Origin of the sequence: Lysobacter sp. 1R34A (genome assembly GCF_051217035.1) — a bacterium.
GTDB lineage: Bacteria > Pseudomonadota > Gammaproteobacteria > Xanthomonadales > Xanthomonadaceae > Lysobacter.
Window position 1 is genome coordinate 19,214 of record NZ_JBPKJP010000012.1, and the last position, 23,756, is coordinate 42,969.

At 68.5% G+C, this 23,756-nt stretch carries 16 protein-coding genes, 1 pseudogene and 1 riboswitch; of the genes and pseudogenes, 8 read left to right on the top strand and 9 right to left on the bottom strand.

Going from position 1 to position 23,756, the window contains the following annotated elements; all coding sequences use genetic code 11:
• Nucleotides 1–6: 6 nt before the first annotated feature.
• Entirely contained in the window at nt 7–507 is a 501-nt protein-coding gene (locus ACSAMQ_RS05795; RefSeq protein WP_435394781.1) for an OmpA family protein, read from the top strand.
• A gap of 92 nt (nt 508–599) precedes the next feature.
• Here the strand turns inward: ACSAMQ_RS05795 and ACSAMQ_RS05800 are convergent, their stop codons facing one another.
• The 4 genes from ACSAMQ_RS05800 to ACSAMQ_RS05815 all read right to left on the bottom strand — a co-directional run bounded on the left by ACSAMQ_RS05800 (nt 600) and on the right by ACSAMQ_RS05815 (nt 4,611).
• Nucleotides 600–1,265, bottom strand: a complete 666-nt coding sequence (locus tag ACSAMQ_RS05800; RefSeq protein WP_435394745.1) for a hypothetical protein — start codon at nt 1,263–1,265, stop codon at nt 600–602.
• 199 nt (nt 1,266–1,464) lie between these two features.
• Entirely contained in the window at nt 1,465–3,006 is a 1,542-nt protein-coding gene (locus ACSAMQ_RS05805) for a M91 family zinc metallopeptidase (RefSeq protein WP_435394746.1), read from the bottom strand.
• 121 nt (nt 3,007–3,127) lie between these two features.
• On the bottom strand, nt 3,128–3,622 hold the full coding sequence (locus ACSAMQ_RS05810) for a discoidin domain-containing protein (protein WP_435394747.1): 495 nt from the start codon (nt 3,620–3,622) through the stop codon (nt 3,128–3,130).
• Complete coding sequence (locus tag ACSAMQ_RS05815) at nt 3,619–4,611, bottom strand: sterol desaturase family protein (RefSeq protein ID WP_435394748.1); 993 nt, start codon at nt 4,609–4,611, stop codon at nt 3,619–3,621. Before ACSAMQ_RS05815 ends, ACSAMQ_RS05810 begins: the two co-directional genes overlap by 4 nt.
• Before the next feature lie 340 nt (nt 4,612–4,951).
• Here ACSAMQ_RS05815 and ppa point away from each other — a divergent pair, with 340 nt between their 5' ends.
• Complete coding sequence (ppa, locus tag ACSAMQ_RS05820) at nt 4,952–5,506, top strand: inorganic diphosphatase (protein WP_435394749.1); 555 nt, start codon at nt 4,952–4,954, stop codon at nt 5,504–5,506.
• Nucleotides 5,507–6,165: 659 nt separating this feature from the next.
• On the opposite strand, the gene ACSAMQ_RS05825 is transcribed toward ppa, so the two are convergent.
• Nucleotides 6,166–9,087: a TonB-dependent receptor plug domain-containing protein gene (locus ACSAMQ_RS05825; protein ID WP_435394750.1), complete on the bottom strand. Its 2,922-nt coding sequence runs from the start codon at nt 9,085–9,087 to the stop codon at nt 6,166–6,168.
• Nucleotides 9,088–9,374: 287 nt separating this feature from the next.
• Between ACSAMQ_RS05825 and ACSAMQ_RS05830 the strand changes: the two genes are divergently transcribed.
• A complete protein-coding gene (locus ACSAMQ_RS05830) occupies nt 9,375–9,533 on the top strand; it encodes a hypothetical protein (protein WP_435394751.1) in 159 nt (52 codons plus the stop codon).
• A gap of 281 nt (nt 9,534–9,814) precedes the next feature.
• On the opposite strand, the pseudogene ACSAMQ_RS05835 reads toward ACSAMQ_RS05830, so the two are convergent.
• The 4 genes and pseudogenes from ACSAMQ_RS05835 to thiC all read right to left on the bottom strand — a co-directional run.
• Nucleotides 9,815–10,666: pseudogene (locus ACSAMQ_RS05835) on the bottom strand (helix-turn-helix domain-containing protein); the annotation flags it as partial.
• Nucleotides 10,667–10,809: 143 nt separating this feature from the next.
• The gene (locus ACSAMQ_RS05840; protein ID WP_435394752.1) at nt 10,810–13,119 is read right to left on the bottom strand and encodes a winged helix-turn-helix domain-containing protein; all 2,310 of its coding nucleotides are present in this window, start codon (nt 13,117–13,119) and stop codon (nt 10,810–10,812) included.
• A gap of 265 nt (nt 13,120–13,384) precedes the next feature.
• Nucleotides 13,385–14,071 (bottom strand): ion channel, encoded by a 687-nt coding sequence (locus tag ACSAMQ_RS05845; RefSeq protein ID WP_435394753.1) that lies wholly within the window; start codon nt 14,069–14,071, stop codon nt 13,385–13,387.
• Between the two features lie 369 nt (nt 14,072–14,440).
• Nucleotides 14,441–16,318 carry a phosphomethylpyrimidine synthase ThiC gene (gene thiC, locus ACSAMQ_RS05850; RefSeq protein WP_435394754.1) on the bottom strand — a complete coding sequence of 626 codons (1,878 nt, stop codon included), beginning with the start codon at nt 16,316–16,318 and terminating at the stop codon, nt 14,441–14,443.
• 80 nt (nt 16,319–16,398) lie between these two features.
• Nucleotides 16,399–16,507: riboswitch (TPP riboswitch) on the bottom strand.
• Nucleotides 16,508–16,618: 111 nt separating this feature from the next.
• Here thiC and ACSAMQ_RS05855 point away from each other — a divergent pair.
• The 5 genes from ACSAMQ_RS05855 (at nt 16,619) to thrC (ending at nt 23,390) form a co-directional block, all read left to right on the top strand.
• Nucleotides 16,619–17,287, top strand: a complete 669-nt coding sequence (locus ACSAMQ_RS05855) for a hypothetical protein (RefSeq protein WP_435394755.1) — start codon at nt 16,619–16,621, stop codon at nt 17,285–17,287.
• 117 nt (nt 17,288–17,404) lie between these two features.
• The gene (locus tag ACSAMQ_RS05860; RefSeq protein ID WP_435394756.1) at nt 17,405–17,953 is read left to right on the top strand and encodes a YbhB/YbcL family Raf kinase inhibitor-like protein; all 549 of its coding nucleotides are present in this window, start codon (nt 17,405–17,407) and stop codon (nt 17,951–17,953) included.
• A 359-nt stretch (nt 17,954–18,312) separates the two neighbouring features.
• Nucleotides 18,313–20,904: a bifunctional aspartate kinase/homoserine dehydrogenase I gene (gene thrA, locus ACSAMQ_RS05865; protein WP_435394757.1), complete on the top strand. Its 2,592-nt coding sequence runs from the start codon at nt 18,313–18,315 to the stop codon at nt 20,902–20,904.
• Nucleotides 20,901–21,893 carry a homoserine kinase gene (locus tag ACSAMQ_RS05870; protein ID WP_435394758.1) on the top strand — a complete coding sequence of 331 codons (993 nt, stop codon included), beginning with the start codon at nt 20,901–20,903 and terminating at the stop codon, nt 21,891–21,893. The genes thrA and ACSAMQ_RS05870 overlap by 4 nt, the downstream gene beginning before the upstream one ends.
• Nucleotides 21,894–22,094: 201 nt before the next feature.
• Nucleotides 22,095–23,390, top strand: coding sequence for a threonine synthase (gene thrC / locus ACSAMQ_RS05875; RefSeq protein ID WP_435394759.1), 1,296 nt, complete (start codon nt 22,095–22,097; stop codon nt 23,388–23,390).
• Nucleotides 23,391–23,756 lie beyond the last annotated feature (366 nt).

The following is a 23,756-nucleotide window of genomic DNA, read 5'->3' on the forward strand; positions in this document are numbered from 1 at the left end:
AACGGCATGGGCACCGCGGGCGCCGCGCACGGCGTCAGCGAAGTCGTGCTGACCGCGCCGGCGACCGACGTCGGCGGGCCGGTGGCTTCGAGCGGAGCGGCTTCCACCGAAGCCGATTCCGCCGCAGCGGGCTCGACCGGCACCGAGGCATCGGCCGCGGTCGAGTCCACCGACAGCGCGTCGGCCGCGGCGGCCGCCGGCACCGCCAAGCTCTACTTCGGGGTCGATTCGGCGACGCCGCCGGCCACCGCCGAGGCCGACCTGGCCGGCGTGGTCGCCGCGCTGAAAGCCGAGCCCTCGACGAAGGCGCGCATCTCCGGTTTCCACGACGAGTCCGGCAATGCCGCGAGCAACGCCGAGCTGGCCAAGCAGCGCGCGCAAGCGGTGCAGCGCTGGCTGGAATCGCAGGGGATCGGCCAGGACCGCATCGTCCTCGACAAGCCGACGGTCACCGCCGGCGGCGGCAGCGCCGAGGAAGCGCGGCGGGTGGAAGTGAAGGTCGAATAAGTCCGGCACCTGCCTCGAACGGAAAACGGCGGCCTCGGCCGCCGTTTTCTTTTGCGTCCCCGAAGCTCGGGGGCGTCCGGCAGCCGGGCGACTCAGCGCGCCGCGAACCCGTTCGCGGCGACGTCGAACCACGGCGTGCACACGAGCTGCTGCCGCTCTACCACTGCGAACGACGCGCGCCAGACCTCGACCCCGCCAGCGCTTTCGGGCGCGGTGAAATCCCGGTCTTCGAACGCCGCCACGCCGAGACACCAGCGCAACCGTTTCGGCGCATCGAGGCCGGGCAGCGCGAACTCGAAACGCCCGGCGGTCTGCGCACCCGCGGCTACGCGGATCGCCAACGGCGTCGGCGGCGAAACCGGCGCCGGATTCGGCAACGGCGCAGCAGCGTGGCTCAACGACACATCGCCTCCCTCGATCCGCCAGGCCGGCGCGGCGATCGCGCCGGCGGTCTGCCGCCCCGTCGCCACCGCATGACGGTCGCCGCGATCGAACACCGCGAGCGGCCCAGCGCTGAGGTTGTGCACGCGGTAGCTCACCGTCACTACGCGCTTGGAGCCCGCATAAGCGAACTCGGCTTCCAGCGCGACGCCGCGACCTCGCACCTTCGCGGTACCAGCGGCGTCAGAAGCGCTGTCAGCAGGCATGGGGTCGGGCTCCGCGGATGAGGAAGGTTGCGCATGCGCGCAGGCGATCGCGGCGAGCGCCAGCGAACACGCGAACCAGCGGCGAATGCGAGAGTACATCGTCGAGCTCATGCCGGCACTCGTTTAAAAAAGAAGGGGCGGCGCAGGCGGCGGACGAATACGGCCGCCACGGCCCACGCTCGATCGGGAACAACGACGTCCACCGATCTTAGACAAACCTCCGAGACAAAACCGGGCAGCCCGCGATGAACGCGGGCTGCCCGCCTGTCTCCCCAGAGATCGTCGTCACGATGCGCGGAAGGCCGCGCGGTCAGCTCGCATAGCTCGGCCGGTCCGGCAGGCCGAGTTCGCCCCGGATACCGTTCTCGGTCAGGTGATCCGGATTGGCGGTGGTCTTGGGCGTAGTGGGGTCGCCGTCGAAATCGTAGGCCGGTGCGCTGGTTTCCAGCCCCACCGCCTGGCGCTCGGCATTCGGCACTCGGCCGTCGTCGGGTCCGGTGCCCTGGTAGGTGCCCGGCTGGAAGGTGCCGGTGACGCCGTTATAGGCGTGCGACATCTCGTGGTAGAGCACCACCACCGGCGCCGGGAACTCGGCCAGATGGAACGAGGGGTTGTAGCTGATCTGCACGTCGCCGCCGGCGCCCGGCTTGCCGTTGACGATGTCGGCGTCGTTGCTGAAGGTCTGGGCGTAACCGTTCTGTTCGTTCGCCAGTTCCTTGATGGTCACGCTGTTGCCGCGCGCGGCGGCCCGGTCGAATTCGGCCAGCATCTGCTGTCCGTTCGGCGAGCTGCGCAGGAACTCGATCTCGGCGCCGACGCGCTGCTTGAATGCGTCCGAGCCCTCGATGGTCACGCCCTTGCTGGCGCTGATCTCGACGTTGATCACGGTGTTGCGCGCCCCGGTGGCGGCATTGATGAGGTCGCTGGCCTGCTGCGCGTACACGGTATCGTTCCCGCCGCCGTTGTCGACCGTGTCCCGGCCGGCGCCGGTGTAGACCGCATCGTCGCCGCCGCCGCTGCGCAAGGTGTCGTCGTCGAGGCCGCCCGACAGCATGTCCTTGCCGGCGCCGCCGTCGAGCGTGTCGCCGCCCCGGCCGCCTTCGAGGAAGTCCACCCCGCTGCCGCCGCCGAGCGTGTCGGCGCCGTCGCCGCCATAGATCACGTCGTCGCCGTCGCCGGCATCGAGACGGTCGTCGCCGCTGTTGCCGAATATATCGTCGCGGCCGGCGCCGGTGGAGACCACGTCGTTGCCGAGGCCGGCGTCGATGCGATCGCTGCCGGCACCGGTGCTGATCGCGTCGTCGCCGGCGCCGCCGTCGACGACGATGTTCACCTTCACGTTCGAGGCGACGTTGATGGTGTCGTTGCCGGCGCCGCTGCGGATCGTCAGCTCCTGGTTCTCGCCCAGGCGCACCTCGTACTTCTCGCCGTTGATGCCGACGTCGAGGGTGCCGTCGTCGCGCTGAGTGATCTGCACGTCGTCGTTCTTGGTACCGGTGGTCAACACGACCTGATCGCTGCTGACGTAGCTGCGACCCAGGCCGGCATCGGCCAGGGTCTGCTCGCGCGCGATCGAGACCTCGGCGCCCCGGTGCAGCGGATCGATCTGCACGATCTTGCCGTCGGGCGTGCGGCCCTCGCTGCGCTGCTGCGGATTGGTGTCGCTGCCGTCGATCGCCACCGCCTCGTCCAGCCCCGGATTGGCGATCGTCGGGTTGCCCGCCTCGGCGATCGTCGGTTCGATCGCCGGCGACTGCGGCTCGGCCAGCCGGTTCGGATCGGCGGCGACCGGATCGTTCCAGTAAGAGTCGACCGGCGGCGCGGAACGGGTGGCGTCGAGCTGTACGGACATGGCAGGCCTGCGATGGAAAGAGTACGAGCCTCCTAGATACGCAGACGTATGGCTGCATCCAAGCTAGGGCGTACCCAAGCTAGGGTCGTCCCCAGGAGCGGTTCGGCGGCGGGCCGGGCGCTCACCAGGCCTCCAGTTCGTAGATGCGGGTGGCCGGATCGGCCGGGTCCTGCGCCGGCTGGGTCACGTCCAGGCGCACATAACGCGCCCTAGCCGGCGCGATGCGATGCACGCTGACGGCATCGACGTTGTCGTCGACCTCCGCCACCTGCCGCCAGCGCGCGCCGTCGTCGGACACCGACAACGCGAACTCGCGGGTGTTCATCGCCGCCGCTTCGCCGCCGGCCTGGGCATGCTTGACGGTGAAGCCGCGCAGCTCGCGCTGAGCCTGCAGGTCGATGCGCAGCCAGGCCGGCCGCTGCAGCGAACAGAACTTGTCGTGGGTCTTGCTGGCGAGCAAGCCGTTGACCGCTTTCTCCGCTTCCTCGCCGGGCTTGCAGATCGCCGAGCCGGTGGCCGGCCGATGCAGGGCCAGATTGGCTGGGGCGGGCTCGCCGGTCGCCGCCGGCCCGCACGCGGCGAACAACAGCCACGCGACGACCGCCCCGCGCCTCATGGCGCCTCCTGTTGCGCCAGCCAGGCGCGTTTGCTGACCTGCGCGGTCTTGTGCTCGCCGTCGTGGCTCCAGCCCGGCGGCATGAGCGGATACAGCAGTTTGTTCTTCCATCCAGGCGCGGCGGCGATATCGCGCGACAGGGCGACGAACTCGCCGAGATAGGCATCGAGAAAACTGCCGGGTTTCAGCGGCCGCGTGATGCCGTACTCGATCCACACGTCCTCGCGCTGCGGCTGATAGGTGCGGAACACGCGGTCCCAGACGTTGAGCAGGTTGCAGAAATTGGTGTCCATGTAGACCGCGTTGCGGGCGTGATGCACGCGGTGATGCGCCGGGGTCAGGATCAGCCGGTGCAACGCCCCGAGGCGCCCGTCCTTCAGCGCATGCTCGCCGAGGTGGATGAACTGTCCCCACAGCCCGTCGACGAACATGATCAGCAACAGCAGCGGCGGCTCCACCCCGGCCAGGATGCAGATCGTGGTGCGCACGAAGTCGGCGTAAGGCGCTTCCAGAAACAGGTGGGCGTAGTTGACCGACAGATTCATCGCCACCGGCGCGTGGTGGGTCGAGTGCAGGCACCACAGCAGGCGCACTTTGTGGGCGAGGTAGTGGTAGACGAAGTGGGCGAACTCCCAGACCAGGTAGCCGTAGATCAGCCCGGGCACGCCGATCCCGACCTGGAACGGCGCATACGGCTGGAACAGGCCGATGCACAGGGTCACCACCCCGAAGGTCAGGAAAGTCGAGATCAGCCGGTTGGCCAGCAGGGTCAGGAAAGGGAGCTTGTAGTCCTCGAGCTTGAACCGGCGCTGGGCCACGGTGCGCAGCAATTCGTACACCAGCAGGATCGGGATGACCGGATACAGCAGGGCAGCGGCACCGTCGGCACTGAGCAAAGCCCGGTATCCCTGCTCGGCCAGCAACTTCAACAGGGCCCCCAGGCCGAAGAAACTGATCAGCTCCTGCTCGACATAGCCCCACCACGCCATCGCCGCCCCCGCGTTTGTCTCGATCTAAATGCAGGATTAACACCGCCCGGCGGGAGCGGCAACCGCCTCGGGCCGAACCCGCCCGGGCGGCATTGGACGAGGCCTTGGCGCGTTTGGACATGGCGCGGACCGCCGCCCGCGCGGCCGCGCTGTCGCCACTCGTTCCACGCCGTTCGGTGCACGAAGCCGCCGCTTTGCCGCCGATTGACCGTTTACGCGTCGGCTGGCGCCGTGCCGGGCCGGTTCCCGCCGCGTGCTGCAACGCAGCACCCGGCCGCGTAGAATGGCCCATCTTCTTTCACCGCCCGCCTTCCGGCGGGCCACAGCAGTCGGAGCACACATGGGTCTGGACCTCGTTTCCACCGGCAAGAATCCGCCGCACGAGATCAACGTCATCATCGAAATCCCGAAGGATGCCGAGCCGGTCAAGTACGAGGTCGACAAGTCCTCCGGCGCCATCTTCGTCGACCGCATTCTGTCGACTCCGATGCGCTATCCCTGCAACTACGGCTACGTGCCGCACACCGTCTGCGGCGACGGCGACCCGGCCGACGTGCTGGTGATCCTGCCGCTGCCGCTGATTCCGGGCTCGGTGATCCGCTGCCGTCCGGTGGCCGTGCTGAAGATGTCCGACGAAGCCGGCAGCGACGAAAAGCTGCTCGCCGTGCCGGTCGACAAGGTCTTCGCCGGCTACAGCCACATCCACGACATCGAACAGGTCAGCCCGCACTGGCTCGAGCGCATCGGCCACTTCTTCGAGCACTACAAGGACCTGGAGAAGGGCAAGTGGGTCAAGCTCGACGGTTGGGGCAATGCCGAGGAAGCCAGGAAGATCCTGGTCGAAGCCATCGAGCGCTACGCGGCCACCTCGGAAGAAGACAAGCCGAAGTTCTGATCGGTACTCGGTTCTGCATCAGACAAAAGGCCGCCTTCGGGCGGCCTTTCGCTTTGCGGCGAGGCACCGTTGGCCCGCTGGCGAGCCTGAAGCCGATTCGAGCGCCACGCCGTTACCGCAGTCAACACCTTCCTCTTTTGATCAGATCGAGCAGGTCTCCCAAGAGCACGAACGGCTAAGCCCCCGAAACCAAGAATGCATAGGCTGCGGTCTCCAGATCGTGCATGAAGCAATAAACCACCACTGTAAACACAGCTACCGAGAACAGATAAATCTCGGCGCCAGCCAAGTGTCGAAGTGTCATGTCATCGCTCTCGATTCTTTCCCTTCAGGCCCAACTCGCACTGCACCATTCACCCGCTTTCAACCGGTCGAAAAGGATCGCAGCCGCTGAACCGCCATAACGAGCAAGGCGAACAACATCCCTTTAAACAACCGTAGCCGAACCAAAAGAGCAGCCCGCCCGCGATAGCTACAAAGGCAGCTACTTTCTGCTCTTTCCAAAAGCGCCGGCTCACGACACTCGCCTCGTCCTCCATTTGGCGCTCTTCCAACGAACGGCGAGAACCAACGGCCGCAGCCTCATCGGCCGCTTCCGCCACAAAGAACTACGGCCCCTTTCGGGGCCGTAGTCGTATTGCGGTACTACCTGACGCTTATCAGAAGCGCTGCGTGTACTTCATGTAGACGAAGCGACCGATGTCGAAGCTGCCGTTGTACGAGAAGCTGCTGTTCGGCTGGCTGTACATGGTCTGGCCGACGTGGTCGAACACGTTGTTCGCGCCCAGCGCCACCGTGGCGTTCCACGGGGTGTTGTAGCGGACCTGCACGTCGTGGAAGGTGTTGCCGCCCACTTCGCGAATCGGCTGGATGCCCTTGTAGCTCGACTGGTAGTTCGGCTTGTCGCATTCCGCGCCGCCGTCCAGATCGTACGAGCACTCTTCCTTCAGGCCGGAGTAGTAACGCAGGCCCCAGCTCGCGCCGAAGTCGCCGTAGCTCCAGTCGGCGTTCAAGTTCGAACGCACGCGGAAGTTGCTGCCGCCGTCGGCGACCCAGCTCGTACGCTGCTCGACCGGGGTGGTGGACTCGCCGTCGCGCTTGTATTCCAGGTAGTCGACGTAGGTCGTCTTCCAGGTGAACGAGAAGTTGCCGAAGCGGGTGTCCATCAGACGGTAGGCGATGCCGAGGTCGTAACCGGCCGTTTCCTGGTAACCGCCGTTGATCAGGTTGCGAGTCACGCCCACGACCTGGCCTTCGCCGTCGCGCACGAAGCGGCCGCAGGCCGAGTCGATGCCGAGGACGTAGCAGTTGTTGAGGATCGAGGTGACGGTTTCAGCCGCGATGACGTCGTCGATCTTGATCTTCCACCAGTCCAGGCTGATGTCGAGGCCGCTGACGTAGCTCGGGCTGTAGACGAAACCGATGCTGGTCGACTTCGAGGTTTCCGGCATCAGATCCGGGTTCGAGCCGGACAGGAACGCGCTGTCGGACTGGGCGTTCGGACCGGTGGCCGGACGACCGCCGGAGGCGACCTGGCGGAAGTTCGCCGGGACCACGCCGCCGCAACGCGCGGCGACCTGCGGGTTACGCACGGCCGAGCCGAACAGCGTGTCGCAGGGATCGGTGTAGTTGTCGAAGCTCTCGCTGACGCCGCCGTACAGGTCGGCCACGGTCGGGGCGCGGAAGCCCGTCGCGTAGGTGCCGCGCACCAGCAGGTCGTCGATCGGCTTCCACTTCAGGCTGAACTTGCCGTTGGTGGTGTCGCCGAAGGTGTTGTAGTCCGAGTAACGGCCGGCGAGGCTGAACGACAGTTCCTTCGCGAAGGCCACATCGGCCAGCACCGGCACGGCGAGTTCGACGTAGAACTCGTCGAGCGAGTAGCCGCCCTGGGTCTCGCTACCGGCCAGGTCGGTGCTCAGGCCCGACTGCAGCAGGGCGTCCGGCGAGTAGTGCGCCGATTCCTTGCGGTGCTCGTAGCCGGCCGCCAGGCCGAGGTCGCCCGCCGGCAGCGTGGCGAGCACGCCGCTGAGGTTGAGGCTGTAGACCTCGGTCTTGGTGGTCGAGGTGTCGTGGGTCGGCAGGTACAGGTACTTCTGCAGATCCTTGTTGTTCAACGAACCCGGTGCATTGACGTCCGGACCCAGCAGCGGGTTCCAGGCCAGGCAGTCGGCGATCGGGTTGGCTGCGGTGCCGCAACGGGCCACGCCGCCCGCGTCGATGAACGACGGGCCCAGGGCCTTCTCGGCGTGCGGCAGGTACAGATTGCCGGTGCCGGTCTTGACGCCCTTGTTCTGGTTGTACATGTAACCGGCGTCCCAATCCCACGGCTTGCCGGCCAGTTCGAACGAACCTTCGAGACCGCCGCTGAAGCGGTAGGTGGTCAGCTCGGACTTGGTCTGGCGCGGGACTTCCCAACCACGGCGGTAGAAGTCGGCGTCATAGCCCAGCGGGTTGAACGCGCTGCCGGCCTTCAGGCTGAGGTCGCCTTCGTAGCGGTCGCTGAAACCGGTGGAACGGAACGGATAGCCGGCGATCTGCTGGATGGCTTCGCGGTCCGTGTACAGGACGTCGGCCTTGGCGCGCAGGTTGTCGGTGATGTCGAACTCGGCGTTGGCGAACACCGAACGACGCTCCAGGCCGGTCGACAGATACATCTGCTCGTTGGCGTTGGCGTAGTCGGTCAGCGGGTTCGTCGCGTGGAAGTTCGCGATGTTCGAGGTGTCGGTGGTGCCACGGTTCGCGGTCAGCCCGTTGCCGGCGTCGTCGAACAGGGTGCCCCACTGGTTGATGCCGCTCCAGCCGTTGGTGCGGATGCCGTCCGGGCCGATGTCCGGGACCGGGTGGCCACGACCGTTCGGGTAGCGAGTGAAGGCGCGATCGCGGGCCATGACCGGATCTTCCTTGCTGTACTCGGCGCCCAAGGTCACCGAACCGCGCTCGCCGGTCTGGCCGACGACGAAGTTATAGACTTCCTTGTTGCCGTCGCCCTGGCCGTACTGGCCCAGGTAGGCGCTGGCTTCGAGGCCGTCGAAACGCTTGCGGGTGATGATGTTGACCACGCCGGCGATCGCGTCCGAACCGTACAGGGCCGAAGCGCCGTCGGTGAGGACTTCGATGCGCTCGACGATCGAGCTCGGGATCGCCGCCAGGTCGGAGTAACCGCTGGAGCTGATGCCCATGCGCTTGCCGTCGATCAGCACCAGGGTGCGCTGCGGACCGAGGTTGCGCAGGTCGACGTACTGGCCGCCCACGTCTTCGCCCGACGCCAGCGCGTCAGCGCGCGAGATCGCCGGCGAACCGGTGGCGGTGATGTTCTGGACGATGTCCGCGACGCTGGTGAAGCCCTGCTTCTGGATGTCGGCGCGCGTCATCGTGACGACCGGCTGCGAGGTTTCCAGATTCGCCTGACGGATGCGCGAACCGGTGACTTCGATGCGGTCGAGGGTGGTGGTGGCCTGATTGGAGGCGTCGGCTTCCTGTGCGCCAGCGATCGCCGGGATCAGGGCCGACACTAACGCCGTAGCGATGGCGGACGGCAGCAAGCCGTACCGCGCCGCGGGGCGCAGACTGCGATGGTTCATCTATCTCTCTCCAGTAATCTCGTTATGGGCGTGTTAAAACGCTTTGCAAAAGTACGACCCGAACGCCGCTGGTGCTTTGCCCTTGAGGCCGGGAGACTTTGCCGATTGAGTCGTCGCGGTCGTGGCCACAACGCAACGAGCCAATCAAGCGCCGATCAAAACGCGTCGCCTCGCTCATGAGCGAATTCGCGAAGCGAGTCGATGCGACGCTGCACACGCGGGACGCATGCGTTTGCGCGCGACGACCGAAACGTTTGCCGATGCTGTCGATGCATTCGGAATGAACGATGGATGAATTCGAGCCGCTTCGGAACGACGCGCGCGACGCGAATCGCCGCGCAACGATTCAGCGCAGGTTGCTGGAGAAGAAATCGAGATGGGGCGCTGCGTGCTGGGAGATCGCGTGCGGCGATCGTGCCGGGCTGGCCCTGCGCTCGCGGCCGTAGCCACGATCCTCGCCGAAGTTTCGATGCGCGCGCGGCGCGCATTCGAAACTTCAGCGGTCGTCCTGATTACCTGTTGCGATGTTGCGGTAATGCGATGCCGCGTACGCCGACCTGCCGGCCCACGATGACCGACGCGGTCATGCGGCCTTGCGCAGGGGCTCGGCCGCCGGCTTGACCGCTTCCAACTCAGCCGACTTCGGCTGGATCGCTTTCAGCTGAGCGGCCTTCAACTGGGCCGATTGCAGCTGGGCCGATTGCAGCTGGACCGATTCCAGCTTGGCGCTGGCGGCAGCGCTGCGATACCGCGTCGCCGAGGTGCCGAAGCGTGCGCGGAAGGCACGGGCGAAACTGCAGCAGTTGTCGAACCCGCTGGCCGCGGCGACCTCGCCGATCATCATCGAGGTGTTCTTGAGCAGATCGGCCGCGTGCTCCAGGCGCATGCGCGCCGACGCCGCCTGCGGGCTCTCCTCATACAGACTGTGGAAGGTCTTGGAGAAGTACCAGCTCGAGAAGCTGGTCAGCTCGGCCAGCTCGCTGATCCGCACCACCCGGTCGCAGTTGCCTTCCAGGTACAGGCGGGCGCGCTGCAGACGGCCGAACACCTGGCGCTTGCGGCTGCGCGAGCGGCCCGGGCAGCGCTGGATGCGCGCGGTCAGCTCGCGCTGGACGCCGGCCAGGTGCAACAGGATCGGGCGCAAGGCGTTGATGTCCAGGCCGCCGTCGGCCTCGCCGTTGCGGGCATGGGCCTGGCGCCACAGGCGCAGGGCGATGCGGGCGTCGTGGCGGCTCATGTGGCCGCGGCCCGCGTACAGGTTGCACTCGGCGAGCCGGGCCATGGCCTTGATCGCGTCGGCGGTCAGGTTAAGGCCGATGCAGACGCCGTAGCGGTCGGCCTGCAGGACCGGCTTGGAATCGCGCTCGAACGCGATCCAGTCGCCGCGCTTGAGCCGGAACTTACCTTCCTTGGCTTCGACCCAGGAGCTGCCGCGCAGCTGGACCCAGATCGAGAAATGCGCGCCCGACAGCTGGGCGCTGCCGAGACGGGAGACGCCGACGCAACTGGCCTGAACGGCGGGATCCTGACCGTCCAGCTGCAACAGCTGTCCGCGGTCCGCCCACAATGCTTGCTCCATTGGTCCACCTCATGTGCCGAGAATGAGGTGTTGTTTTGCCTAACTCCGGCGCGCGACTTCAGAAATTTGACGGAGAGTTAGGCGAATTCGGAACGACGTCACAACCGAAGCTTTTCCGAAAGAACATTTATTCGAAAAATCAATCAGTTGAGCCAGCCGGGCACGAAGGTCTTCGGTTCTTCGGGCAGGTCCATGTAACCGATATCAGCGCCATCCCACTTGGCCAGGGCCAGATAAACGGCGTCGCCGCGCGGACTCAGGCTGAATCCGTTGATGGCCGAGCGCCGGCTCTGGTCCAGGCACAGCACCGACGGCGGCAGGTCGGGCGAGGCGATCCGGCGCAGCAGGGACAGGCAGGTCGGCTGCTGGTCGAGATAGCGTAGCTCGCCGGTCTCGGTGGCCACGTCCCACAGCCGGTAGCGGTCGGCGACGGGTTCTCCGTCGTCGATGCGACGCACGCTGGCCGGAGTCAGGTCCAGGTCCGACTGCCACAGCCCGGCCTCGGTCTGGCGGGTGAACAACAGGCGGTTGCGCGCGCCGTCGACCCGCACCTCGGACACGTCGGCCAGCTGGGCCAGCCGCCGCCAGGGGCGCAGGCGGCGGTCGAACAGATTCAGGCTCAGCCGGCCGTCGCCGGTGCCGGCCAGGACCAGCAGGCGATGCGGGTCGGGCAGCTGCACCGCCTGGATCGGGTCCTGCAGCGGTACCGGCAGGCGGGTCACGCGGCCGCTGGCCGGGACGATCTCGTGAACCACGTTGCGGCCTTCCGCGTCCGGCCCGACCACGGTCACCCGGGTGCTGTCGCCGGACCACGACGGCGCGTAGCGGGTGCCGGGCTGCACGCCCTGGAGCATGCGCAGCGAGTCCGGCTGGTCCATGTCGGCCCACCACAGATGAGTGCTGCCGGAGCGGTCGGAGACGAACACGATCTGGTGCGCGTCCGGGGCGATGGTCGGCAGGATGTCGCGGGCCGAGGACGGGAACAGCGGATCGACCACGTGCACCGCGCCCTGCGAGGTGTCGCCGAGCACCACCCGGAACAGGCCGAAATACGGCTTGCGCTGGACGAAGGCCGCGGCCGGCCGCGCCGCCGCCACCGCCGGCGCCTGAGCCGACTCGATGCCCAGGTCGCGGGCCTGGCCCGTGTCGAGGTCGAGGCGGAACATCCGGGTGTCGCCGTCGATCATGCGTCCGAACAGGATGTTGCGGCTGTCCGGCAGCCAGTCCCAGCCGCGCACGTCGGCGCTGAGGTGGCTGAGCCGTTCGGCCTTGCCGCCCTCGGCCGGCAGGCGCCAGAAATCGCCCTGCGGGCTGTTGCGCACGAACACCAGCCAGCGCCCGTCCGGCGAGAACCGCGGCGACAGGTCGAGGTTGCCGGCGCCGGGCTCGTAAGGCACCGCGCGCCATTCGCCGCTGGCGAGGTCGAGCACGCGCATGCCGACGATGCCTTGCGGGGTCCACATGCTGCCGAAGATCAAGCCGCGGCCGTCGCCGGTCCAGTCGAAGGTCGGCGGGTTGCGCGAGTCGCAGCCGCCGACTTCGCGCTCGGCGCCGCCGTTGGCGGCGATCACCAGCACCCGGCACGAGACCCCGGGCTCCAGCCGCAGGAAGGCGATCGAACGGCCGTCCGGCGACCAGGCCGGGGCGCTGTCCTCGGCCTGCCCATTGGGCTGGGTCAGTTGGCGCGGCGGGGTCTGGTCGGTGGTCTGGACCAGGATCGCGGTACCGCGCTGGCCTTCGGGAATCGCCACGTACGCCACCATCGCCGCATCCGGCGACAGGGTCGGGGCGAGCTCGAAGCCCGGCATCGAGGTGATCAGGCGGTACGGGCGCGGAGCACTGGTCGCCCGCGCCGGATCGACCGCCGGCGCGGCCGCCGGGGATTGCGGCTGGCGCGCGAGCGACCACCACACCAGGCCGCCGACCAGGCCGATCACCAGCGCGATCACGCCGACGATAGAACGCCAGGTGCCGCGCGGCCAGGCACTGCTCGGCAACGGCACCGGCTCGAGGTGTTCGTCGACCGGCGCCGGCGCGGCCGACAGTTCGACATCGTCGGCCGGTTCGTGGCTATGCGAGGGCGCGCTCTCGGGCGGCAGCCATTCCACCTCGGCCAGCAGGCGGTAGCCGTTCTTGGCGATGGTCTCGATGTAGCGCGGGTTGCCGCGGTCCTCGTCGAAGGCCTTGCGCAACTGGGTGATGGCCTGGGTGACGACGTCGTCGGTCGGCAGGGTGTCGGGCCAGACCTCGGTCAGCAGCGCATCGCGGCTGACCACGCGGTCGGCGTGTTCGACGAGCACCAGCAGCACGCCCATCGACTTGGGCGTGATGCGGCGAGGCCGACGGGCGCCCGGTGCGCGGATCTCGCGCAAGGGAATGTCGACCAGGCACTCCCCCACCCGCAGTTGCTCGGCGGGCGGGGGCGGTAACGATGGCTCGTGAATTCGCGGCATGTATCCTGCTGATGATGCGCACTCGCCCAGCGCCGGTCATGTGCCTGAACGCATGGGCGGCGAGACGACAAACCGACATATCCGGCATGGCGCGATGGCGCAATCGGTAAAGCGCGTTGGAACCGCCTATTCTAGCGTCCGCGAAGCTGAGCCGGGCCTGTTCGAGTGACGCAGGCGGCCCGAAACCGGCCGAAACGCCGGAACGTATCGTTCCAAAAGGGCCCGCGAGCCGAGCATGGTCCTGTAATCGGGCGGTGTTAGCGGCTCAGCGCCGCTCGTTGCGCAGGATGGTCAGGCCGATCAGGCGCGACACCACCGCGGCGATGTACCCCACCCCGGCGAACTGCTCGAACATGGTCAACACCCGCGCCGCCGGGCTCATCGGCAGGATGTCGCCGAGGCCGACCGCCGACAGATTGGTGAAGCTCAGGAACAGCAGCTCGATCCAGGTGCGCGGCTCGCCCGGGCGTTCGGCGCCGACGAAACTGCCCGGATACCAGGCCTGGCAGACCAGGAAGGCATAGGCGAAGCCCCAGGCCAGCAGGGTGAAGGTCGCCCCGGCCGCGAACAGCTCGTCGGCCGTGACCCGGTGGTCGCTCATCATGTAGGCGATCAGGCTGCCGGCGGCATAGAAGTACAGCGCCGCCTCCAGCGCCGACGAGGCGATCAGCAGGCTCGGGCTGGCGAACAGCACCGACAGCACCGACAGCGCGAACGCCGGCACCGCGATGATCCAGGCGATCCACTTGATCGCCGGGCTGCGGTTGACCACCCACACCGCCAGCGCCAACACCAGCACGCCGAACGCGCCGAACACCACCCGCCCGCCGCCGGACGGCTCGAACAGGGGATAGGCGAGCATGCTCAGCAACTGCGCCGCGAGCAGGAAGGCCGAGGGGTGGCGTCGCGCATGGACGCGCCATTTCAGGGAGGTGTAGCTGCGCTCGCTCATGCGGCGAGAGTGTGCAGGACTTGGCCGGCGGCGCACAGAGGGGTGAGCGGGGTGGTCGCTCGAATGCAGGCCGGGCGATCGCTCCCTGCAGGAGCGGCGTGGGCCGCGACCCACCGAAGAGGCCGAATACCACGACGCCGCCGAAGCTTGGGGCATCCGGTCGCATCCGGTTTCGAGATTCGCAACGAACAGCCGAGCTTTCGTGCAACGAGGCTTCGGCTACTGCGGCTACTGCGGCTGCGTTCGTCGCTGCGGGTGGTCGGGGCTTGCGCCGCCCCCACCCTCAAGCGCGACGCCGCGGCGTGCTGTCGTCGCAGCCCCGCGACACCGGCGCGACGCAACCGCGTCGCGCCGGGCGGTCCGCGCCGCTCAGGCGCGGCGGTAGACCTCGGCGCCCTGGGCGCGGAACTCGGCGGCCTTTTCGGCCATGCCCTCGTCGAGCGCGGCGGTTTCCTCGACGCCGTGTTCCTTGGCGTAGTCGCGCACGTCCTGGGTGATCTTCATCGAGCAGAAGTGCGGGCCGCACATCGAGCAGAAGTGGGCGACCTTGTGCGCGTCCTTCGGCAGGGTTTCGTCGTGGTACTCGCGGGCGCGCTCCGGATCGAGGCCGAGGTTGAACTGGTCTTCCCAACGGAACTCGAAGCGCGCCTTGCTCATCGCGTTGTCGCGCGCCTGCGCGCCGGGATGGCCCTTGGCCAGGTCGGCGGCGTGGGCGGCGATCTTGTAGGCCATCAGGCCTTCGCGCACGTCGTGCTTGTTCGGCAGGCCCAGGTGCTCCTTCGGGGTGACGTAGCAGAGCATGGCGGTGCCGAACCAGCCGATCATCGCCGCGCCGATCGCCGAGGTGATGTGGTCGTAGCCCGGGGCGATGTCGGTGGTCAGCGGCCCGAGGGTGTAGAACGGCGCTTCGCCGCAGACCTCGAGCTGCTTGTCCATGTTCTCCTTGATCAACTGCATCGGCACGTGGCCGGGGCCTTCGATCATGGTCTGCACGTCGTGCTTCCAGGCGATCTTGGTCAGCTCGCCCAGGGTTTCCAGTTCGCCGAACTGGGCGGCGTCGTTGGCGTCGGCGATCGAGCCCGGGCGCAGGCCGTCGCCGAGCGAGAAGGCCACGTCGTAGGCCTTCATGATTTCGCAGATTTCCTCGAAGTGGGTGTAGAGGAAATTCTCCTTGTGATGCGCCAGGCACCACTTGGCCAGGATCGAGCCGCCGCGCGAGACGATGCCGGTGACGCGCTTGGCGGTCAGCGGCACGTAGCGCAGCAGCACGCCGGCATGGATGGTGAAATAGTCCACCCCCTGCTCGGCCTGTTCGATCAGGGTGTCGCGGAAGATCTCCCAGTTGAGTTCCTCGGCGCGGCCGTCGACTTTTTCCAACGCCTGGTAGATCGGCACCGTGCCGATCGGCACCGGCGAGTTGCGGATGATCCACTCGCGGGTCTCGTGGATGTGCTTGCCGGTCGACAGGTCCATGACCGTGTCGGCGCCCCAGCGGATCGACCACACCAGCTTCTCGACTTCCTCGGCGATGCCCGAGGACACCGCGCTGTTGCCGATGTTGGCGTTGACCTTGGTCAGGAAGTTGCGGCCGATGATCATCGGCTCGCTTTCCGGGTGGTTGATGTTGTTCGGAATGATGGCGCGTCCGCGCGCGACTTCGTCGCGGACGAATTCCGGAGTGATGATCTTCTGGATGTTCGCGCCGAAGCTCTGGCCCGGGTGCTGGGTCAGCAGATGGCCTTCGCGGATCGCTTCCAGGCGCTGGTTCTCGCGGATCGCGATGTATTCCATTTCCGGGGTGACGATGCCGCGGCGCGCGTAATGCATCTGGGTGACGTTGGCGCCTGCGACGGCCCGGCGCGGCAGCGGCCGGTTGCCGAAACGCACGTGCGCGAGCTTGGGGTCGTGCTCGCGCTTGCGACCGAACTCCGAGGACAGGCCGCCCAGCGCCTCGGTGTCGCCGCGTTCGGCGATCCAGCCGGCGCGCAACGGCGCCAGGCCGGCGGCGAGGTCGATGACCGCGCCGGTATCGGTGTAGATGCCCGAGGTGTCGTAGACCGCCAGCGGCGCATTGTCTTCGCCGCCGAAGATGGTCGGGGTGCGCGCCAGCGCGATCTCGCGCATTGGCACCTGCAGGTCCGGGCGCGAGCCTTGCACGTGGATCTTGCGCGAGCCGGGGATCGGGCGGGTGACGTCGGCCGACAGCTTCTCGGCTTGCTGGATCAGTTCGCTGGGCACCGCATTCATCGAAGTTCGTCCTGTGGATAGCTCTTTGAGCTTGGCTCATTCGAGCCGGGACGAAGCGGGCGGCGCGCGGACGCGCCCGCGGCGCCTCCGGCGAAGCTTCCCTACGGCGGTCTCAACCGCATCAGGTTCGAAGGGTCTGTCTCAACCACCGGGCCGTTCAGGCCGCCGGCGGTACCCCCGCTTCAACGCGCATTAGACATGGAAACCGGCGACGGCGCCAATCCGGGCGGGCCGCGGGCGAATCCGCGCAGGCGCGATCCGGCGATTGCCCGCCGCGGCCGGGCCGGCTAGGGTTCGGCGATGAAACCGTCCCAGCCGCGCCGACGCGCCGACCGCCCGCCCACTCTCGCCGCGTTGCTCGCGGCCCCGCTGGCCCTCGCCCTGGCCGCTTGCACCGGCCCGACCGCGAAGCCCGGCTCCGCCGATGGCGCTTCCGCACCGGCCGCCACCGCGGCGAGCCATCGCTCCGACCTGCTCGACCGTCTGCGTCCGCTGTGCGGCAAGGCCTACGCCGGGCGCGTCGTCGTCGACACCCCGACCAGCGCCGACAACCCCTTCGCCGGCAAGCCCCTGATCATGCACGTGCGCGATTGCGGCGCGAACGAGATCCGGGTGCCGTTCCATGTCGGCGAGGACCGCTCGCGCACCTGGGTGCTGCGCGACGACGGCGCGCGCTTCAACCTCAAGCACGATCATCGCCACGCCGACGGCAGCGCCGACGCGATGACGATGTACGGCGGCGACTGGCGCGAGTCGCAGGCCAGCGGCCGCTACGAGTTTCCCGCCGACGATGAGAGCAAGGCCTTGTTCGGCCGGCTCGATCGCGCGGTCTCGATTCCCAACGTCTGGGCGATCGAGATCGACGAAGGCCGCTTCGTCTACGAACTCGCCCGCCCCGGGCGATTGTTCCGGGTCGAATTCGACCTGACCCGGCCGGTGCCGGCTCCTCCGCCGCCCTGGGGCGCCTGAGGCGCGCGTCCTGTCGCCGGCCGGCGATAATGCGCCCCGCTACCCCGCATGAGCGTGCTGCGCGCACGCCCCGCCGATGCCCAGGCCTCGGTCCATCGCTCACACGGATGCCACGCCATGAACCTGTTGCGCCACGTTCCGTCCCTCGTCCTGCTGCTCGCATCGCCGCTGGGATCGGCCGCCGAGTTCGTCGTCGAGAGCCCCGACATCCGCGAGGGCGACGCCATCGATGCGCGCCACGTGTTCAACGGCTTCGGCTGCAAGGGCGCCAATCGTTCGCCGGCGCTGGCCTGGCACAACCCGCCGGCCGGCACCCGCAGTTTCGCGGTGACCATGTACGACCCCGATGCGGCCGGCGGCAAGGGCTGGTGGCATTGGGTGGTGGTCAATATTCCGGTCAAGGCGGCGTTTCTCGACAGCGGCGCGAGTTCGGTCGCGAAAGCCTTCCCGCCGGGCGCCGTGCAGACGCGCAACGATTTCGGCCGCGCCGGTTATGCCGGGCCCTGCCCGCCGGTGGGCACCGCCCATCGCTACGAATTCACCGTGTGGGCGCTGAAGGTCGACTCGCTCAAGCTCGATGCGAACGCCGGCGGCGCGCTGGCCGCCTTCATGCTGCGCGACCACGTCATCGGCCAGGCCCGCATCACCGCGAACTACGGCCGCTAGTCCGCGCCGGGCCGGTCCGCCCGCGGGCCGGCGCCCGCCGGCGCAGCCGGACCGGGCGGCGGCCGATTCCGCCGTTCGCCACACTCTGGCCGTCCCCCTCTTGACGCGCCGCACAACGGCGGGTTATTGCTAGCCCATGCACCCCGCCTTCGCCATCGCCCGCAACGTCTCGACCCAGCCGCAAGGCGGGGTATCGGCGATTGCGTCGATGTCGATTACCACCACCGGTACCGGTACCACCTCTCACCAGGTGCGGACGGGCGTGTCCAGCTAATCGACCACGCCGCTCCGCACCCGACCAGGGTGCGGGCTGCCAGCCTCACCCGAACCGGGACACGGAGCTCCATCAGGAGTTTTCCATGTCGTCCGCTCAGCCTCAGTCAGTTCTAGACGACCAGCCCGAAGCGGCTGGGTCCGACGCCGAAGCGTCCAAACCCGCGCACGCCTTCTCGCCGCCCGTGCAGGGCTCGGCCCATGCGCCGGTGCGCGCGCCCGCGCGCCATGCCCACAAGTTCGGCGGCAGCAGCCTGGCCGATGCCGGCCGCTACCGCATCGCCGCCAGCCTGCTCGATGACGGTTCGCCGCACCGGGTGGTGGTGGTCTCGGCGATGCAGGGCGTCACCGATGCCCTGGTGGCCCTGGTCGCCAGCGCACGCGCCGGCCAGGATTGGGCCCCGGCCTGGGCGCAGTTGCGCCGCCGCCACCTCGACACCGCCGACGCGCTCGACGCCTCGCATCGTCATGGCGCCAGGGCCGCGATCGAGGCCGAGTTCGAAACCCTGCGCGCGGCGCTCGAACCGCTGGCGAACGCATCCGATTCCGCCCGCGGCGAGGCCCTGCCCGGCCTCGGCGAAGTGCTGTCCTCGCATCTCATGTACGCCGCGCTCGGCGGCGACGCCGCGGGCTGGACGCGGCTCGACGCACGCGAGGTGCTGGTGGTGCATCCCGGCGAGATGGGCGTCGGCGTGGACTGGGCGGTGAGCCGCGCGCGCCTGGCCGAGTGGCGCAAGCAGCATGCCGGCGGCGACGTGGTCATCACCGGCTTCGTCGCCCGCGACGGCCAGGGACGCGACACCACGCTCGGCCGCAACGGCAGCGATTACTCCGCGGCGATCTTCGCCAACCTGTTCGACGCCGATGCGCTGACGATATGGACCGACGTCGACGGCGTGCTCTCGGCCGACCCGCGCCTGGTGCCCGACGCAGTCTGCCTGCCGACGATGTCGTACGCCGAAGCCTGCGAACTCGCCTACTTCGGCGCCAAGGTCCTGCATCCGCAAACGCTGGCGCCGGTGCAGCAACGCGGCATCCCGCTGCGCATCCGCAACACCCGCAACCCACAGGCCCCCGGCACCCTGATCAGCCTGGTGTCGGAACCCGATGCGGCGCCGGTCAAGGGATTGAGCCTGGTCCACGATCTGGCCGTGCTCGAACTGGTCGGCAACGGCATGGTCGGCGTGCCCGGCACCGCCGAACGCCTGTTCGGCGCGCTGCGCAGCGCCGGCGTGTCGGTGACGATGATTTCGCAAGGCTCGTCCGAACATTCGATCTGTTGCGTGGTGCGCGCCGACCAGGCCGCGCGCGGCCGCGACGCCATCCTCGCCGCGTTCGCCGACGCGATGGCCGACGGCCAGGCCCAGCACGTCATCGTCACCCCGGACATCTGCGTGCTCGCCGCGGTCGGCGACGGCATGGTCGGCACGCCTGGCGTCGCCGCCCAATTGTTCGACGGCCTGGCCAAGGCGCGGATCAATCTGCGCGCGATCGCCCAGGGCGCCGGCGAGCGCAACATCTCGGTCGCGATCGCCGCGCGCGACGCCACCCGCGCCCTGCGCGCCGCGCATTCGGCGTTCTGGCTGTCGCCGCATTGCCTGTCGATCGGCCTGATCGGCCCCGGCAAGGTCGGCCGCGCGCTGCTCGCGCAACTGCACCAGGCGCAATCGCGTTTCCAGCGCGACCGCCGCCACAACAAGGTCGACCTGCGCCTGCGCGCGGTCGCCGACAGCCGCCGCATGCATCTGGCGCCGCGCGCGATGGCCTTCGACGATGCGCACCAGGCCCTGGCCGGCGGCGGCGTGGAAACCCTGGACCTGGAACGCTTCGCGGCCCACGTGCGCGCCGAGCACATCCCGCATGCGCTGATCGTCGATTGCAGCGGCAGCGATGCGGTCGCCGCGTTCTACCCGCAGTGGATCGCCGCCGGCATCCACATCGTCACCCCGAGCAAGCACGCCGGTTCCGGATCGCTGGCGCGTTACGAGGCGATCCGCGAGGCCGAACGCAGCGGCGGCCAGTTCCGCTACGAAGCCACGGTCGGCGCCGGCCTGCCGGTGATCCAGACCCTGCGCTCCCTGCTCGACACCGGCGACGAGCTGACCGAGGTCGAAGGCATCCTCTCGGGCACCCTGGCTTGGTTGTTCAACCGCTACGACGGCCAGACCGCGTTCTCCGAACTGGTGCGCGAAGCGCATGCGCTCGGCTATACCGAGCCCGACCCGCGCGACGACCTGTCCGGCACCGACGTCGCCCGCAAGCTGGTGATCCTCGCCCGGGAAGCCGGCCGCGCCCTGTCGCTGGACCAGATCGAAGTAGAGAGCCTGGTGCCGGAAGCGCTGCGCCAAGTATCCAAGGAAGAATTCTTCGCGCGCCTGCACGAACTCGATGCGCCGCTGCAGCAACGCTTCGACGCCGCGCGCGCCGCCGGCCTGAGCCTGCGTTACCTCGCCCGCCTCGATCGCGACGGCCGCGCCAGCGTCGGCGTGGTCTCGCCGCCGCCGGGCCATGCCGCCTTGCACGGCGCGCTCACCGACAACCTGATCCAGTTCCGCACCCGCCGTTACGCCGATAATCCGCTGGTGGTGCAGGGCCCCGGCGCGGGCCCGGACGTCACCGCCGCCGGCGTCTTCGGCGACCTGCTGACGATCGCGCAAACCCTTGGAGCCCGTGCATGAGCGCCGCTTTTTCCTCCGCTTCCTCATCCGCTCCGTCCGGCTCCGGCGCCGCCACGGAACGGCGCCAGGCCAGCGCGTTCGCGCCGGCCAGCGTCGGCAACATCGGCGTGGGCTTCGACCTGCTCGGCCATTCGATCGAAGGCCCGCGCGATGTCGCCACGGTGCGCCGCATCGACGCGCCGCAAGTGCGCATCCGCGCGATCCGCGGCGACGTGCCCGGCGCCGACTCGCTGCCGCTGGAAGCCGCGCGCAACACCGCCGGCCAGGCCTTGATCGCGTTGCGCGGGAAACTCGGCCTGAGCCATGGCTTCGAACTCGAACTCGACAAGGGCATTCCGCTCGGCTCCGGCCTCGGCGGCTCGGCGGCGTCCTGCGTCGCCGCGCTGGTCGCCGCCAATGCGGTGCTCGCGCAACCGCTGTCGCGCGATGCACTGTACGAATTCGCCCTCGACGGCGAGTCGGTGTCGAGCGGCAGCCGCCACGGCGACAACGTCGCGCCGATGCTGCTCGGCGGCGTGGTCATGGCGACCTCGACCCGGATGATTCCGTTGTCGGTGCCCGAGTGGCTGTATGCGGTGGTGGTGCACCCGGACCAAGTGTTGGAAACGCGGCGCGCCCGCGCCGTGCTCGCCGACCCCTACGGTCTGCCGCTGGTGGTGAAGCAGAGCGCGCACCTGGCCTTGTTCCTGACCGGACTGCAGCGCGGCGATGCGAGCCTGTTGCGCGAAGGCCTGGTCGACTTGTTGGTGGAACCGCGTCGCGCCCCGTTGATCCCCGGCTTCGCCGCGGTCAAGGCGGCTGCGCTCGATCACGCCGCGCTCGGCGCGAGCATCTCCGGCGCCGGCCCGAGCTGCTTCGCCTGGTTCGCCTCGCGCGCCGAAGCGGCCGCGGCGGCGCCGTCGATGCGGCAGGCCTTCGCCGACGCCGGTTTCGATTCGCGCGCCTACGTCACGCCGGTGGCGGGACCGCGCGCGGAGGTGATCGGGTAGGGAGGTGGCCTGGGGTTGAGAACATAAGCAACAGCCCCCCAGTCCCTCCGTCAAAGGTGAGAGCAAAGGCAAGCTCCGCACTTCCATCCACTTCCGGCATCCGCCTATCCGACGTGCTTGTTTTCCCCCTTTGACAAAAGGGATCGAGGGGGAAGTTGCTGTTCACGCAACAAGCGCCACCCCATCACTTCCGGACACCGCATGAACTTCCTCAGCACCCGCGGCAACACTCCGCCGACCGCAATCGACCAGGCGCTCGTCGCCGGTCTCGCGCCCGACGGCGGCCTGTATGTTCCCGAACGCATTCCGCCTGTGGCGCAACCACTCGAAGGCGAACGCCTCGCCGATACCGCGCACGCGATTCTGGCGCCGTACTTCGAGCACTCGCGCCTGCGCGACGGCCTCGCCGAAATCTGCGGGCACGCGTTCTCCTTCGATGCGCCGCTGCGCCCATTGTCGCGGCCGGACGATTGGCTGCTCGAGTTGTTCCATGGTCCGACCGCCGCCTTCAAGGATTACGCCGCGCGTTTTCTCGCCGCAGCGCTCGCCGGCCTGCGCGCGTCCGACGCAGCACCGACCACGATCCTGGTCGCGACTTCGGGCGACACCGGCGCCGCGGTCGCGGCCGCGTTCCATCGCCGTCCCGGCTTCGAGGTGGTGATCCTGTATCCCGACGGCCGCGTCTCGCCGCGCCAGGCGCACGGCCTGGGCTGCTGGGGCGACAACGTCCGCGCGCTGCGCGTCGACGGCGATTTCGACGCCTGCCAGCGCCTGGCCAAGCACGCCTTGTCGGACGAAGCCCTGCGCACGTTAAGGCCGCTGAGTTCGGCCAACAGCATCAGCCTCGGCCGTTTGTTGCCGCAAGCGGCGTACTACGCGCACGCCGCCGCACGCCATTACACCGAACGCGGCGAGCCGCTCAACTTCATCGTCCCCACCGGCAACCTCGGCAACGCCTGCGCGGCGTTCGTCGCCAAGGGCATGGGCCTGCCGATCGGCGAGATCGTGCTTGCGACCAACGCCAACGACACTTTGCCGCGTTACTTCGCCGGCGCCGACTATCTGCCTCAGCCGACCCGGGCGACCCTCGCCAACGCGATGGACGTCGGCGCACCGAGCAACTTCGAGCGCCTGCGCCATTGGCACCGCGACGACGCCGAGCTGCGCGCCGCCGTGCGCGCGGTCGGCGTCGACGATGCCACCATCACCGAGACCATCCGCAACGCGCCGCAGCGCCACGGCATCGTGCCCTGCCCGCACACCGCGACCGGCCTGCACTTGCTCGAGGCCTCGCGCGCGCGCGGCGACGAACGCCCGTGGGCGGTGGTCTCGACTGCGCACCCGGCCAAGTTCGACAGCATCGTCGAGCCGCTGGTCGGCCATGCGGTCGAACCGCCCCCGGCCTTGGCCGAGTCCTTGGCGCGCCCGGCGAGCGCCGAACCGTTGGCGGCCGACTACGCGGCGTTGCGCGAGCGGTTGTTGGCGGGTAGCGCTTAGTCGGTGGATCGTGCCTGAGCAAACGCGCGCGGCCCACGCGCCCCCTTTGGCAAAGGGGGCCACGTCCGGCGCAGACATGAAGTCTGAACGCGGCGGCACGTGGGGGATCTGCTTTCGCGAAGAGATGAAAGCCAGAGCAGACCCGCCTGCCCCCCCCCTTTTCCGAAGCGGGGAACTGCATGGGAGAACTGCAGTGGGCACAAAGCACATTGGCTGCGCCAAGCTGAGGTGTGACCGCTTACGCGGCCTGCGATGGTTTTCCAAGAAACTATTGACAAGCCCGGAACGGGCATGTTCTTCTCGCTGACATGACGCAGCGCAACAACCACTCGCAGACGACTTCGGTCCAGGCCCGGCAGGCCTCGA